Here is a 14,072-nt window from a genome sequence, read left to right on the forward strand (position 1 = left end):
TCATGTCCTCGAACTCCAACCCAAGCTCCGCGACGCTCGATGCACGCGTGCGCGTCGCCGTCGACGTCGGCGGCACCTTCACCGACGTGGTGCTGCTGCGCGGCGCCGACAAGCACACCCTCAAGGTGCTCACCACCCCCACGGCCCCCGAACAGGCAGTGCTCGGCGGCGTGGAAGAAGTGCTGCAGCAGGCGAACGCCGGCTGGGCCGACGTCGACCTGCTGATCCTCGGCACCACGCTGGCCACCAACGCGCTGATCGAGCGCAAGGGCGCGCCCACGGCACTGCTGACCACGCACGGCTTTCGCGACCTGGTCGAGATCGGACTGGAAGACCGGTTCGCACAGTACGACGTGTTCCTCGACAAGCCCGCGCCGCTGGTGCCACGCCACTGGCGCCACGGCGTGGTCGAGCGCGTGGACGCAGCCGGCCGCGTGATCACGCCGCTCGACGAAGCGCAGGTCGCCGCGCTGGCCGGGCAGTTGCTGGCCGACGGCATCGAGAGCGTGGCCGTGTGCTTCCTGCACGGCTATGCCAACCCCGCGCACGAGCGCCGTGTGCGCGAGTTGCTGCGCGAACATGCGCCAAGCCTGTGGGTGTCGCTGGCCTCCGACGTGTGCTCCGAGATCCGCGAGTACGAGCGCCTGTCGACCATCAGCGCCAACGCCTATGTGCAGCCTCAGGTGGCCGGCTACCTGCGCCGCCTGCAGGAAGGCGCCACTGCGCGCGGCCTGCGCGCCGAACCCTTCCTCATGACCTCGGGCGGCGCCATCACCACGTTGCAGGCCGGCATCGACGAGCCGGTGCGGCTGGTCGAGTCGGGCCCGGCGGGCGGCGCCGTACTCGCGCGCCAGGTGGCAGAGCAGATCGGCGCCTCGCGCGCTCTCTCGTTCGACATGGGCGGCACCACCGCCAAGATCTGCTTCATCGACGACTACCAGCCGCAGATCAGCCGCAGCTTCGAGTTCGGACGCGTACACCGGCACCTGAAAGGCTCGGGCCTGCCCATTCGCATTCCGGTGATCGAGATGGTGGAGATCGGCGCGGGCGGCGGCTCCATCGCCCGCGTGAACCACCTGGGCGTGGTGCAGGTCGGTCCCGACAGCGCGGGTTCCTCGCCCGGCCCGGCCGCCTACGGCCTGGGCGGTGAACTGCCCACCGTGACCGACGCGCACGCCGCGCTCGGCACCATCGATCCGGCGCGCTTCGCGGTCGGCAAGGTGACACTCGATCCGCAGCGTGCGCGCGACGCGCTGCTGCAGGGCCTGACGACGCAGACCGGACTCGACATCGAATCGGCCGCGCAGGCCGTGGTCGAGATCGTCACCGAGAACATGGCCAACGCCGCGCGGGTGCATGCCTCCGAGCTGGGCAAGGTGGCGGAAGAGAGCACGCTCATCGCCTTCGGCGGCGCGGCCCCGCTGCACGCCGCATTGCTCGCACGCAAGCTGGGCGTGGCCCGGCTGGTGATTCCGAACTCGGCCGGCGTCGGTTCCGCGCTGGGCTTCCTGTGGGCTCCCGTGGCCTACCAGACCGTGCGCAGCCTCGCGCAGCGGCTCGACCGCATCGACCATGCCGCCGTGGACAGGCTGCTCGCAGAGCTGACGGCCACCGCCGACGACGTGGTGCTGCGCGCCGCCCCCGGCGCAGCGCTGGTGCGCCATCGCCAGGCCTTCATGCGCTACGCGGGCCAGGGCCACGAGATTCCGGTCGAGCTGCCCGAAGGCACGTTCGACGCGGCCGCCAGCAAGGCGCTGCATCAGCGCTTCGAGGAACGCTATGCCGCGCTGTACGGCCGCAGCCTGCCGCACATCGCGGCCGAGGCGGTGAGCTGGTCGGTCGCGGTGGAAGCCGGCGGCCGTGCCGCTCCCGAGCCCGACGAGGTGGTGGCCGACACGGGCCGTGCCGAGCACGCCGGCACCCGCCGGCTGTACGACGCCGAGGCGGGGCAATGGACCGACGTGCCCGTCTACGAACGCCAGGCACTCGATGCAGGCAAGTGGATCGAAGGCCCGGCGCTGATCGTGGAGGACGAGACGACCACGCATGTGGTCGCGGGCTTCGAGGCGCGCGCGACGCTGCTTGGCGCGCTGGTGCTCGACGACAAGGCTTCCGTGCGCCATGCCAACGCCGGGATCAACGAAGAGGCTGAGGCATGAGCATGAACGGTTTTGCTCCTTCCCCCTTGGGGGGAGGGCTGGGATGGGGGCTCTCCTCAATGTGCGCAGCGCAGGAACAGGCGCCGCTCGCCCCCACCCCGCCCCTCCCCCGGAAGGGGAGGGAGGAATACCCATGAGCACCTTATCCGCACGCCAACAACTGCGCCAGCAACTGGTCTGGAGCCGACTGCTCGCCGTTGTCGAGGAACAGGCGCAGGCACTGATTCGCACCGCATTCGGCACCCCCACGCGCGAGGCCGGCGACCTGTCGGCCGGCGTGTTCCTGCCCGACGGGCGCATGGTCGCGCAGGCCGTGACCGGCACGCCGGGCCACGTCAATTCGATGGCTGATTCGGTGCTGCACTTCCTGCGCGCCTTTCCCATCGACACCATGCGCGACGGCGACGTGTTCGTCACCAACGATCCGTGGAAGGGCACCGGCCACCTGTTCGACGTGGTCATGGTCACGCCGGTGTTCCACGGCGAAGACGACGCGAAGAAGGCTGTGGCGCTCTTCGCATCGACGGTGCACGTGGTCGACATCGGCGGCGTCAACGCCGGACCCGATGCGCTGGAAATCTTTCACGAAGGACTGTTCCTGCCGCCGCTGCGCTTCGCAAGCCAGGGCGTGATCGAGGAAGCCGTGCTGGACATCGTGCGCGCCAACGTGCGCGAGCCCGGCCAGGTCGAGGGCGACTTCCATGCGCTGGTCGCCTGCAACGCGGTGGGCGCCGTGCGGCTGCAGCGCCTGCTGCGCGAGTTCAAGCTGGCCGACCTGCAGGCGCAGGGCGACTACATCATCGAGCGTTCGCGGCTGGCCATGCGCGAGGCCTTGCGCGAGTGGCCCACGGGCACCTGGCGCAATCACATGACGGTGGACGGCTACGACGCGCCGCTGGAACTGCACGCGGCCGTCACCATCACGGACGAGGGCATCCTGGTCGACTTCGCGGGAACATCCGCGAGCATCGCGCGCGGCATCAACGTGCCCAAGGCCTACACCGACGCCTATACCTCCTTCGGCATCCGCTGCCTCGTGGGCGCGGACGTGCCCAACAACTCGGGCTCGCTCGCGCCCATTCGCGTGGTCGCCCCGGAAGGCTCCATCGTCAACGCGCTGCCGCCCGCCGCCGTGGCTGCACGCGCGGCCATCGGCCAGATGCTGCCGGACCTGGTGTTCGGCGCGCTGCGGCAGGCACGGCCCGATCGGGTGCCGGCCGAAGGCGCGTCGTCGCTGTGGAACATCCGCCTGTTCGGTGGCCAGCCGATCGAGGGGGGCCCGAACGATGCGCTGCGGCGCGCGCGGCGCTTCAACATCGTGAGCTTTTCCACCGGCGGCACAGGGGCGCGCCCGGGCAAGGACGGTCTCTCGGCCACCGCCTACCCGAGCGGCGTGCGCAACGTGTCGCTGGAAATCCTCGAAACGCAAGCGCCGCTGCTGTTCCGCCGCAAGGAGTACCGGCCCGACTCGGGCGGCGTCGGCACGTCGCGCGGCGGGCTCGGCCAGGTCATCGAGATCGAGAACGCCGACGGCGACCCGATGGTGCTGTCGGCCACGTGGGACCGCGTGCGCTTTCCCGCGCGCGGCGCGCTCGGCGGCGCAGACGGCGCACCGGGCGCCGCACGGCTCAAGCACGCGGGCACCGCGCTGCGCGGCAAGGGCCGCCAGGTCATCCCCGCCGGCGAAGTGCTCGTGGTCGAGACGCCCGGCGGCGCCGGCCTGGGCGACCCCGCCGAACGCGACGCCGCCCTGGTGGCACGCGACCTGAAGGCCGGGCTGGTCACGCAGACCGCGGCTTCCCCCATCCAAGATTTCGCAGGAACAGTTGCATGAGCAAGACTCCCACTCCGAAAGCCCTGACCGGCGGCCAGCTCATCCGCAACCAGCTCGCCTGGAACCGGCTTCTCTCCGTGGTCGAGGAACAGGCGCAGGTGCTGATCCACACCGCCTTCGGCACCTCCACGCGCGAGGCAGGCGACCTGTCGGCAGGCGTGTTCCTGCCCGACGGACGCATGATCGCGCAGGCCGTGACCGGCACGCCGGGCCACGTCAACTCGATGGCCGAATCGGTCAAGCACTTCCTGCAGCGCTTTCCCATCGACACGATGGAAGACGGCGACGTGTTCCTCACCAACGACCCGTGGAAAGGTACGGGCCATCTGTTCGACATGACGATGGTCACGCCGGTGTTCCATGGCGAAGGCGACGCGAAACGCGCGGTGGCGCTGTTCGCCTCCACGCTGCATGTGGTGGACATCGGCGGCATCGGCTCAAGCCCCGACGGGCTGGAGATCTACCACGAAGGCCTGTTCCTGCCCATCCTGCGCTTCGTGCGCCAGGGCACGGTGGACCCGGCCGTGCGCGCCATCATCCGCGCCAACGTACGAGACCCGGAGCAGGTCGAGGGCGACCTCTACGCGCTGGTGGCCTGCAACGAAGTGGGTGGCAGGCGCCTGCGCACGCTGCTGCGCGAGTTCAGGTTCGACGGCCTCGAGGCGCTGGGCGACTTCGTCATCGCGCGCTCGGCCCAGGCCATGCGCGAGGCGCTGCGTGACTGGCCGCGCGGCACCTGGCACCACACCCTGGTAGCCGACGGCTACGACGCGCCCATCACGCTGCAGGTGTCGGTGACCATTGCCGACGACGGCATCGTGGTCGACTACGCGGGCACCTCCGGCACGGTGGCGCGCGGCATCAACGTGGTCAAGGCCTACACCGATGCCTACACCTCCTTCGGCATCCGCTGCCTCGTCGGATCGGACGTGCCGAACAACGCGGGCTCGCTCGGCCTCATCCGCGTGGAAGCACCCGCGGGCTGCATCCTGAACGCGCAGCACCCCGCCGCCGTCACCGCGCGGCACGTGGTGGGCCAGCTGCTGCCAGATGCGGTGTTCGGCGCGCTGCGCCAAGCCCGCGCCGACCGTGTGCCGGCCGAAGGCGCTTCGTCGTTGTGGAATCTGCAGCTCGTGGGCGGCGAGGTGCTTGCGGGCACCAGCCCGGCCGACGCCGAGGCGGTGCGCCGCGGCGCGCGCTTCAACGTCATCAGCTTCTCCACCGGAGGCACCGGCGCACGGCCCGACAAGGACGGCCTCTCGGTCACCGCCTTTCCGAGCGGCGTGCGCAACGTGTCTCTCGAGATCCTCGAGACACAGGCGCCCATCGTGTTCGAGCGCAAGGAGTTCCGTACCGATTCCGGCGGCACCGGAGTCGTGCGCGGCGGCCTGGGCCAGGTCATCGAGGTGCGGCATGCGCAGTCCGATGCCGCCTTCCTGATTGCGGCCGCATTCGACCGTGTCGCCAACCCCGCGCGCGGCGCGCTCGGCGGCGGCAATGGCGCACCGGGCCGGCTGCGGCTGGCCTCCGGCGCCGTGCTGCGCGCCAAGGGGCGGCAGATCGTGCCGGCGGGCGACCGGCTGGTGGTCGAGACGCCCGGCGGCGGCGGCCTGGGCGATCCCGCGCAACGCGACGCGGCGCTGGTGGCGCGCGACCTGCGCGAAGGGCTGGTGTCACCCGAAGCCTCTGCGACCCATGCAGAGGCCGTGCCAGCCGAAACGATCGGCACCTGACTCTTTTCTCCTTTTTTCAGTCCCTGCTTTTCACATCATGTTTTTCTCGTCCAGTTCATTTCCGATTCGCAGCGCCCTCCTTGCCGCGCTGCTCGCCGCCGGTCTCGCAGCCCACGCCGCGCCGCCCAGCCACAGCGGCACCCTCACGCTGCTGTCGACCAGCGAGCCGACCGCGCTAGTCACCATCGGCAACGTCGCCACGCCCATCCTGAGCGTGAGCGCGAAAGTCACCGAAGGGCTGCTGAAGTACGACTACGACGTCAACCCCCAACCTCAGCTGGCCACCAAGTGGGTCATCAGCCCCGACGGCCTGACCTACACCTTCACCCTGCGCCAGGGCGTGAAGTGGCATGACGGCAAGGACTTCACCTCGGCCGACGTGGCCTACTCCATCGAGCTGCTCAAGAAGATCCATCCGCGCGGGCGCAACACCTTCGCCAACCTCACGGCCATCGACACGCCGGACAAATACACCGCCATCCTTCGGCTGTCCAAGCCCGCGCCGTACCTGATCCGCGCGCTCGTGGCCACCGAGACGCCCATCGTGCCCAAGCACATCTACGAGGGCACCGATCCGGCCAACAACCCGAACAACAACGCGCCCATCGGCACCGGTCCGTTCAAGTTCAAGGAATGGGTGCGCGGCAGCCACATCGTGTACGAGCGCAACAACGACTACTGGGACAAGCCCAAGCCCTTCGTCGACCAGCTCATCGTGCGTTTCGTGACCGACCCGGCAGCAGCAGCCGTGGCCTTCGAGACCGGCACCGTCGATCTGGGCTACCGTACGCCCGTGCCTCTGGCGGACCTGGAGCGCCTGAAGAAGGTGCCGGCGCTGCGCTTCGAGACCAAGGGAAACAGCTACTCGTCGAACGTGACGCGCCTGGAGTTCAACCTCGACAACGAGTACTTCAAGAACGAGAAGGTGCGTCAGGCCGTGGCGCACGCCATCGACCGCAACGTGATCGTGAAGGTGGTGAACTACGGCTACGGCCAGGTCAGCTACTCGCCCATCGCGCCCGGCCTGAAGGCCTTTCATGATCCCGCGCCCTCGCCCTACGCCTTCGACGTGAAGAAGGCCAACGCGCTGCTCGACGAGGCGGGCTTTCCGAAGAAAGCCGGCGGCGTGCGCTTCAGCGTGCCGCTGGACTTCAACCCCATCGGCGCGGATGGCCCGCGCCTGGCGGACTACCTGCGCTCGGCGCTGGCACGCATCGGCATTGCCGTGACGGTGCGCGCGCAGGACCCGAGCGCCTTCATCAAGCGCATCTACACCGACCGCGACTTCGCCTTCACTCATAACGGTGCGAGCAACCTGTTCGACCCAACGGTGGGTGTGCAGCGGCTTTACTGGTCGAAGAACTTCATCAAGGGTGTGCCGTTTTCCAATGGCACGCACTATCAGAACCCGGTGGTGGACAAGCTGCTGGAAGACGCGGCTGTTGAAAACGATCCGGGCAAGCGGCTGAAGCTCTTCAAGGATTTCCAGGACACCGTGGCTCGCGACGTGCCCGACCTGAACCTCTACCAGCCGGTGTTCATCACCATCGCCAATCAGCGCGTGCACGACCATTCGTTGACTGCTGACGGGGTGGAGTCGAATCTTGCTGACGTTTGGGTGGACGACGCGAAGAAATAAAGGTTTTTAGTTTTTCGAGGGCTGCTGGCCGGGTCTCGGCCCGGCGGCCGACCTACTTTTCTTTGCTTCGCCAAAGAAACGTAGGCAAAAGAAAGGCGACCCTACTGTCTGCGTCCCTTCGCTTCGCTACGGGCAACCTGCGGTGCTCGACGTAGACGGGGGTCCGCAGAACTCGCTTCGCTCAAACAGCTGCGGCCCTGATCCCGCCTACGTCTGCGCTCCTCGGCGCAGCCAGAAGGGATTTGGAAACCAAACACGCCATCGCTGCGCTCGGCGCGGGGGCTGCAGAAGGCGCGCAGCGCCTACTGCAGCATTGGGGGCCGAGCGAAGCAAAGGCCCGAGTGGGCTCCCCTCCCCTCTGGCTGCGCCGAGGAGCGCAGCGTTTCGCGGATCAGGGCTCGCAGCTGTTTGAGCGAAGCGAGTTCTGCGAGACCCCGCGAAACGCGAGCACCGCAGGTTGCCCCGTAGCGCAGCGAAGGGGTCGCAGACAGTGGGGTCGCCTTTCTTTTGCCTACGTTTCTTTGGCGAAGCAAAGAAAAGTAGGTCGCCTGCCGGGGCGAGACCCGGCCAGCAGCCTTGGCAAACCCCAAGAAGCTCAAGCAGCCTTGCGCTGCTCAGCCCCCGGCACAGCCGCAATCAAGCTACGCGTATACGGGTGCTGCGGCCGATCCCAGATGTCGCGGTGACTGCCGGTCTCCACGATCTGCCCCTTGCTCATCACCATCACGCGATCAGCGATATAGCGCACCACCGAAAGATCGTGCGAGATGAAAAGATAGGACAGCCCGAAGTCCTCCTTCAACTCCACCAGCAAATTCAATATCTGCGCCTGCACAGACACATCCAGCGCCGACACAGGCTCGTCGAGCACCACCAGCGAAGGCCGCAATACCAGCGCACGCGCAATGCCGATGCGCTGGCGCTGCCCGCCCGAGAACTCGTTGGGAAAGCGCCGACCCGCATCCGCCGGCAGGCCCACGCGCTCCAGGATGGCCGCGATGCGGTTGCGCCGCTCCGCACGGTCGGCCACGCCGTGGACCTTGAGCACCGACTCGATGATGTCGAACACGCTGCGCCGCGGATTCAGCGACGCGTACGGATCCTGGAACACCATCTGCACGCGACGGCGCCAGGGCTTGAGCGCTTTCTCGGACAACTGTGCGATGTCGGTGCCGTCGAACACGATGCGGCCCGACGCAGGATTCACCAGCCGCAGCAGCGTGCGCGAGAGCGTCGACTTGCCGCAGCCCGACTCGCCCACCAGCCCCACCGTTTCACCAGCACGGATGTCGAAGGACACGCCGTCCACCGCGTGCAGCACCCCGCCGCCGCGCTTGGGGTAGTCCGTGCGCAGATCCTGCACCGACAGCAAAGGCTCTGCGGCCGCAGTGCGAACGGGCAAGGCCCGCACCTTGGAGTTCGGCTCGGGCACATGCAGCGCGAAGCTGCGCTCGCCGGTCGCCGCATCGAGGCGGGTCTGGATCTCCGGCAGCCGCGCATCGACATAGTGCAATGCGCTGCCGGCATGCAGCGACGCGCCCAACAGCCCGCGGGTGTAGGCATGCGATGGCGCCGCGAAGAGCCTGGATGTGGACGCCTCTTCGACCTTCTCTCCGCCATACATCACTGCGACGCGGTCGGCCCATTGAGCAACGAGGCCGAGATCGTGCGTGATCAGCAGCAGGGCCATGTCGAGTTCGCGGCGCAGGCCGTCGAGCAACTCGAGGATCTGCGCCTGGATGGTCACGTCGAGCGCGGTCGTGGGCTCGTCCGCCACCAGCAGGCGCGGCTTGCAGGCCACGGCCATTGCGATCATCACGCGCTGGCGCTGGCCGCCCGAGAGGTTGTGCGGATGGTCGTCGATGCGCTGGTGCGGCTCGGGAATGCGCACGAGGTCGAGCAGTTCGATGGCGCGCTTGCGCGCCGCGAGGGCCGAGAGTTTCTCGTGGCGCCGCAGCGTTTCCTCGATCTGCGTGCCGATGGTGTGCACGGGATTCAGCGAGGTCATCGGCTCCTGGAAGATCATCGAGATCTCGCGGCCGCGCACTTCGCGCAACTGGGCCGGCGACAGCGCGAGGATGTCGCGTCCGTCGAATTGAATGCTGCCGCGCAGCACCGCGCCGGGCGCGAGCAGCCGCAGCAGCGCGAGCGCGGTGGTCGACTTGCCGCAGCCCGACTCGCCCACGAGCGCGAGCGTCTCGCCGCGCTGCAGGGTCAGGTCGAGCCCGCGAACAGCCTGGACGGGGCCGTTCGATCCGAGGAAGAAGACGTCGAGGCCGCGCACATCGAGCAGCGGCGGCGCCTTGGCCTGTACTTGTTCGAGCGTCATCTCAACGCCCCCTCAGCCTTGGGTTGAAGGCGTCGTTGAGACCGTCGCCCACGAGGTTGAGCGCAAGCACCGTCAACACGATGGCCGCGCCCGGCAGCGCCGTGAGATACCAGGCGGTGCGCAGCAGCTCCCGGCCCTGGCCGATCATGCTGCCCCACGACACCGCATTGGGGTCGCCCATGCCCAGAAAGGACAGCGCCGACTCGATGAGGATGGCGCTGGCCACCAGCACCGAGGTGGTCACGATCACCGGCGGCAGCGCATTGGGCAGCATCTCCTGGAAGATGATGCGCGCATGGCTGAAGCCCTGGCTGCGGGCTGCCAGCACGAACTCGGTCTCGCGCAGCGCGCGGAACTCCGCGCGCACCAGCCGGGCGATCACCGGCCACGACGCGAGGCCGATGGCGCAGACGATGACCGGCACCGACGGCTGGCCGATGGCCACCACGACGATCACAAACAGGAACGAAGGCATGGTCTGGAACAGCTCGGTGATGCGCACCAGCACGTCGTCGATGCGTCCGCCGAAGTAGCCGGCGGTGGCGCCTACCAGCACGCCGATCACCAGGCTCAGCACCGCGGCCACCACGCCCACTGCGAGCGACACGCGTGCGCCGTGGGCGATGCCGGCGATGACGTCGCGGCCCAGCGAATCGCTGCCCAACGGATACGCCGCGTCCTGGCCCGGCCACAGCAGGGGGGGTGCCACCATGTCGAGCGGATCGCCCGGATAGAGCAGCGGCGCGAGCAACGCCAGGATGAGCATGCACACCAGCAGCACCACGCCGGCGACGGCGGCGGGGTTGCGCAGGAAGGCTCGCAACGCAGCATGCCGGCTGGAGACGGGCTTGGCGTCGACAGCGGCCCTGACAGCCTTGACGGCTGGTGCCGCCGGCTCTTCGGTGCGGCGGACGGCGGCGGGCGCCGGCGCAGGCACCGGTGGATTCGCAATCGCGGAATCGAGTGTGAAAGGTGTGGACATCGAAAGCTTCGAAAGCCTGGAATTTCTGGATGGGACGGAAAGAAGGCGAAGGCGCGCTTCAGCGCACCTGGATGCGCGGGTCGAGCCACGCGTGCAGCAGGTCGACCAGCATGTTGGCCACGATGACCAGCAACGACGACATCAGCAGCACGCCCAGCAGCACGGTGTAGTCGCGGCCTGCCACCGAGTCGAAGGCCAGGCGCCCGAGGCCGGGCCAGCTGAAGACGGTCTCGACCACCACGGCGCCGCCGAGCAGCGTGCCGAAATGCATGCCCGCCACGGTGGTGACCGGGATCAGCGCATTGCGCAGGATGTGGCGCAGATTGACGGTCCACGGATGCAGGCCCTTGGCCTCGGCTGTGCGCACGAAGTCCTGCCGCGACACCTCGAGCATCGCGGCGCGGGTCAGGCGCGAGAAGATCGCGATGTAGAAGCCCGCCATCGCAAGCGCGGGCAGCACCAGGTGCCGGGCCACGTCGACCACGTGGGTCCAGCCGGTGTAGCCGGCGCCGATGCTCTCGCTGCCGCCCGTGGGCAACCAGCCCAGGTGCACCGAGAACAGCACGATCGCCATCAGGCCCAGCCAGAAGCCCGGCGTGGAATACAGCAGCAGCGCCAGCACCGAGAGCGTGCGGTCCTGCCAGCGGCCCACCCGTGTCGCCATGACCGTGCCCGCGGCAATGCCGATCGCCAGCGCGAAGGCCAGCGCGGTCACCATCAGCAGCAGCGTGTTGCCAAGCCGCGCGCCGATCAGCGACACCACCGGCATGTTGTAGCGCGGCGAGATTCCGAGGCTGAAGTGCGCCAGGTTGTTCAGATAGGCGAACAGCTGCTGGATCACCGGCAGGTCGAGCCCGAAGTGCGTGCGCAGTTGCGCCATGCTCTCGGCCGTGGCCGAGCCCGACTCGGCCGCCACCACGTCGGCCGCGTCGCCCGGGATCAGCTGCATCAGGATGAAGTTGAGCAGGATCACGCCGATGACGGTCGGCACGGCCTGCCAGGCGGTGCGCACCAGCGTGCGGCTTGCGCTGCGCAGCTTCATGACGCGGCCGCTCCGCCCGGCGTAACGAGGCGGATACCCACGTCGCCCTCGCGCTCGAGCTGAGCCACGAGGCCGATCTCCCAGTCGAGGTACTGCTTGAAGCCGGCGTCGCGCTTGGCCAGGTCGGTGTGCGCGTAGGGGCTGTACCAGTGGTCGTCGTCGCCGGTCAGCACGCCTTCGGAGCCAGCGCTGGTCGGCAGGCGTGCGGCACTCCAGGCCTGGGTGCCGCCTGCGATGGCACGCACCGTGCGGCCGGTACGCGCTGCCAGTTCGGCGGCCACGGTGCGGGCCAGCACGCCGTCGGACGAGGTGAGCACGATGGCCTGCGAGGGCGGCAGGTCGGCGGTGAACTCCTGCAACCGGTCGGGCACCGCGAAGCGCGCACCTGCCACGTGCCGGCGCTCGAATGCCGAGCGGCGCTCCACATCGAACACCACCGCCGTGCCGGCTTCCAGCGCGGCGGCCGCTTCGCGCGGCGCGATGTCGGGCGTGAACTCTCGCAGCGACAGCACGCGCACCGGTTCCGGCCCGAGCACCCGCACGGGCAGCGCAGGCGGCGACAGCACGAACACCTCGTGGCCGCCCAACTGCGCGAGCCAGGCGCCGGTGGTCAAGGCGCGCACGCCGTCCCAGTCGGCCAGCACGATGCGCGCATGCCGCGTGCCCACGTATTCGTCGGTGGCCTGCACCAGCTGTCCCCCCGGCGCCCAGCGCCACCCCTCGAGGTGGCCGGCTTCGTATTCCTGGCGGGTGCGCACGTCGAAGCGATACAGCGAGCGCTCGTCGGCCTCGGCCTCGAAGCGCGCGAGCGTTTCCGCATCGATGCGGCGCACGCCGGCGCGCGCGGCCACGTCCTCGGCACGGGCCCGGGCGCTCTCACGGGTCTGCTCGCCCGGCTCGGGCAGCGGCGCAGCACGGCCGTGGGCGAGTTCGCGGCCGGCCAGCAGCCAGGCCATGGTGCCGTCCTTGAGCGACACCACCTTGTTCGGAATGCCAGCGTCGATGAGCGTCTGCGCGCCCACGATGCTGCGGGTGCGGCCCGCGCAGTTGACCACCACCAGCGTCTCGGGCCGGGGCGCGAGTTCCTGGATGCGATAGACCAGCTCGGCGCCCGGCAAGCTGTGCGCGAAGGGCAGGCTGAAGTCGGCGAACTCCTCGGGTGTGCGGCTGTCGACGACCACGATGTCGTCGCCGCGCTTGACGCGCTCGTGCAGATCGTCGACGGATATCCAGGGTGTGTGCTTCTCGTGCTCGATCACTTCGCCGAAGGCCTTGCTCGGCACGTTGCTGCCGCTGAACAGTTCATAGCCCGCGGCGGCCCAGCCCTGCGTGCCGCCGGCCAGCACCGACACGTTGCGCCAGCCCAGGCGCACCAGCTTGGCGGCGGCTTCGTGCGCGAGCGACTCATCGGCATCGGCCAGCACGATGCGCGTGGCGCGGCGCGGCACCAGGCGGTCGATCAGCACCTCCAGGCGCCACAGCGGTGCCGAGGCGGCCAGCAGGATGTGGCTGCGCACGAAGACGCCAGTCTCGCGCACGTCGAGCAACGCGATCTCCTCGCCGTCGGCGAGCGCCGCCCTCAGCGCCTGCGGCGTGATGGCCGGATGGCGGATGTTCTTCGGCGGCGCAAAGTGGCGAAAGCTCCCGCCCTCGGTGCCTTCAAACACCACGCGGCGGTCGAGCAGCTGCAGCGCACGCCCGTAGAAATGCAGATGGCGCCCGTCCTGTCCGCCCACCAACTCGATGGTGTGCACGTCGTCCGGCAACAGCACCACGGCGCTGCCTGCGGCCACGTCGACGGTTCCGGTTTGCACCAGCGCGTCGCGCGCGGCATCGCCCGTTTTTTCGCGGCGGTAGAGCACGTTGCGCTCGTTGCCCTCCACGCCGGCGATCACGGCCCAGGTGGTGTGGTCATGAGGCGGCTGCGCCTTGCCCGCAAGGCCGGCCGACAGGTACAGCGCGAAGCCGCCGTCCACGTCCTCGGCCAAGCGGTAGACCTGTGCGGGGCGGGCGGCATCGATCGGGAAATGGGCGGCCGGAAACAGCGACTTGCGCTGGCCGAGCGCGATGAGTGCGTCGGCCACGGACTGCAGCGCGGCCCGGTCCTGGCTCCGGGCCAGAAGGCCACGGGCCTGGGCCAGGAAGGCGTCGATGGCGCGCGTGCGGGCGCTGGCGATGTCGTTTCCCGCGGTGTCGACGGGAAGATCAGTGAGGCTCATGGGGAGAAACTTTCGGAAGACGGGAAGAGGCAATGCTCCGGTCAGGGTACGCAGCCACCCGCGCGCGCCCAACGAAGTTTTTCTTCTACGCATATCCGATTTGCTTCGTTGGCCGGCCTCGCGCGCACGCCTAAG

General features: G+C 68.9%; 8 protein-coding genes. 4 read left to right on the forward strand and 4 right to left on the reverse strand.

Annotated features, from left to right (window positions below):
* Nucleotides 1–2 precede the first annotated feature (2 nt).
* The 4 genes from L3V85_RS32905 (at nucleotide 3) to L3V85_RS32920 (ending at nucleotide 7,365) form a co-directional block, all read left to right on the forward strand.
* Nucleotides 3–2,159, forward strand: coding sequence for a hydantoinase/oxoprolinase family protein (locus tag L3V85_RS32905; RefSeq protein WP_237676759.1), 2,157 nt, complete (start codon nucleotides 3–5; stop codon nucleotides 2,157–2,159).
* A gap of 133 nt (nucleotides 2,160–2,292) precedes the next feature.
* Nucleotides 2,293–3,993 (forward strand): hydantoinase B/oxoprolinase family protein, encoded by a 1,701-nt coding sequence (locus L3V85_RS32910; protein ID WP_237676760.1) that lies wholly within the window; start codon nucleotides 2,293–2,295, stop codon nucleotides 3,991–3,993.
* Nucleotides 3,990–5,726 (forward strand): hydantoinase B/oxoprolinase family protein, encoded by a 1,737-nt coding sequence (locus tag L3V85_RS32915; protein ID WP_237676761.1) that lies wholly within the window; start codon nucleotides 3,990–3,992, stop codon nucleotides 5,724–5,726. Before L3V85_RS32910 ends, L3V85_RS32915 begins: the two co-directional genes overlap by 4 nt.
* 37 nt (nucleotides 5,727–5,763) lie before the next feature.
* Nucleotides 5,764–7,365, forward strand: a complete 1,602-nt coding sequence (locus tag L3V85_RS32920) for an ABC transporter substrate-binding protein (RefSeq protein ID WP_237676762.1) — start codon at nucleotides 5,764–5,766, stop codon at nucleotides 7,363–7,365.
* Nucleotides 7,366–7,960: 595 nt separating this feature from the next.
* Here the strand turns inward: L3V85_RS32920 and L3V85_RS32925 are convergent.
* The 4 genes from L3V85_RS32925 to L3V85_RS32940 are packed head-to-tail and all read right to left on the reverse strand — an operon-like array spanning nucleotide 7,961 to nucleotide 13,937.
* Entirely contained in the window at nucleotides 7,961–9,694 is a 1,734-nt protein-coding gene (locus tag L3V85_RS32925; RefSeq protein WP_237676763.1) for an ABC transporter ATP-binding protein, read from the reverse strand.
* Between the two features lies 1 nt (nucleotide 9,695).
* On the reverse strand, nucleotides 9,696–10,676 hold the full coding sequence (locus L3V85_RS32930; RefSeq protein WP_237676764.1) for an ABC transporter permease: 981 nt from the start codon (nucleotides 10,674–10,676) through the stop codon (nucleotides 9,696–9,698).
* A 58-nt stretch (nucleotides 10,677–10,734) separates the two neighbouring features.
* Nucleotides 10,735–11,718, reverse strand: a complete 984-nt coding sequence (locus tag L3V85_RS32935; RefSeq protein WP_237676765.1) for an ABC transporter permease — start codon at nucleotides 11,716–11,718, stop codon at nucleotides 10,735–10,737.
* A complete protein-coding gene (locus tag L3V85_RS32940; RefSeq protein WP_237676766.1) occupies nucleotides 11,715–13,937 on the reverse strand; it encodes a rhodanese-like domain-containing protein in 2,223 nt (740 codons plus the stop codon). The genes L3V85_RS32935 and L3V85_RS32940 overlap by 4 nt, the downstream gene beginning before the upstream one ends.
* Nucleotides 13,938–14,072: the final 135 nt, after the last annotated feature.

The organism is Variovorax paradoxus, assembly GCF_022009635.1.
GTDB lineage: Bacteria > Pseudomonadota > Gammaproteobacteria > Burkholderiales > Burkholderiaceae_C > Variovorax.